The organism is Alkalicoccus luteus (genome assembly GCF_052061695.1).
GTDB classification, from domain to species: Bacteria; Bacillota; Bacilli; order Bacillales; family Salisediminibacteriaceae; genus Alkalicoccus; species Alkalicoccus luteus.
Genome location: NZ_JBPZEY010000027.1, coordinates 1 through 951 on the forward strand (window position 1 = coordinate 1; position 951 = coordinate 951).

The window sequence follows — 951 nt, forward strand, 5'->3', positions numbered from 1 at the left end:
TCCTCCCGGTTTCCCGGTCGGTCAGAACGGAATCTGGCTAAAGATTCCTGTATTTCAAAAATTGACAGAGAATGATTCATTCTCTTTCCTTCTTCTTGTCTTTTGTTTAGTTTTCAAAGATCAAATTGGTGGAGCCTAGCGGGATCGAACCGCTGACCTCCTGCGTGCAAGGCAGGCGCTCTCCCAGCTGAGCTAAGGCCCCGTATAAAAGGGTTGAAATGGTCGGGAAGACAGGATTTGAACCTGCGACCCCTTGGTCCCAAACCAAGTGCTCTGCCAAGCTGAGCTACTTCCCGATAATGGCGCGCCCGAGAGGAGTCGAACCCCTAACCTTCTGATCCGTAGTCAGACGCTCTATCCAATTGAGCTACGGGCGCATGGCTATAAAATTATATTCAAGGAGATAATGGAGCGGAAGACGAGATTCGAACTCGCGACCCCCACCTTGGCAAGGTGGTGTTCTACCACTGAACTACTCCCGCTTAAGTATGGTGCGGATGAAGGGAGTCGAACCCCCACGTCCGGTAAAGGACACTAGAGCCTGATTCTAGCGCGTCTGCCAGTTCCGCCACATCCGCATATAAAAATGGTGAGCCATGAAGGACTCGAACCTTCGACCCTCTGATTAAAAGTCAGATGCTCTACCAACTGAGCTAATGGCTCTCAAAAGTGGTGCTGGCCAGAGGACTTGAACCCCCAACCTACTGATTACAAGTCAGTTGCTCTACCAATTGAGCTAGGCCAGCTTAAATGGTGGAGGATGACAGGCTCGAACTGCCGACCCCCTGCTTGTAAGGCAGGTGCTCTCCCAACTGAGCTAATCCTCCATATTAAAATCCAGCAACGTCCTACTTTCGCAGGGGGAGAGCCCCCAACTATCATCGGCGCTGGTGAGCTTAACTTCCGTGTTCGGCATGGGAACGGGTGTGACCTCACCGCTGTCGCTACTGG

Annotated in this window: 8 tRNA genes and 1 rRNA gene; all 9 read right to left on the reverse strand. The window is 51.8% G+C overall.

Annotated elements, in window-relative coordinates:
• Positions 1-126: 126 nt before the first annotated feature.
• A tRNA-Ala gene (locus ACSZLD_RS16780) sits at positions 127-202 on the reverse strand.
• Positions 203-219: 17 nt separating this feature from the next.
• A tRNA-Pro gene (locus tag ACSZLD_RS16785) sits at positions 220-296 on the reverse strand.
• Positions 297-300: 4 nt separating this feature from the next.
• Positions 301-377: transfer RNA gene (locus ACSZLD_RS16790), tRNA-Arg, on the reverse strand.
• 30 nt (positions 378-407) lie between these two features.
• Positions 408-482, reverse strand: a tRNA-Gly gene (locus ACSZLD_RS16795).
• Between the two features lie 7 nt (positions 483-489).
• Positions 490-578 (reverse strand) — tRNA-Leu (locus ACSZLD_RS16800).
• Positions 579-587: 9 nt separating this feature from the next.
• Positions 588-663: transfer RNA gene (locus ACSZLD_RS16805), tRNA-Lys, on the reverse strand.
• Between the two features lie 7 nt (positions 664-670).
• Positions 671-746 (reverse strand) — tRNA-Thr (locus ACSZLD_RS16810).
• Positions 747-751: 5 nt separating this feature from the next.
• Positions 752-827: transfer RNA gene (locus ACSZLD_RS16815), tRNA-Val, on the reverse strand.
• 8 nt (positions 828-835) lie between these two features.
• Positions 836-951, reverse strand: a 5S ribosomal RNA gene (gene rrf, locus ACSZLD_RS16820).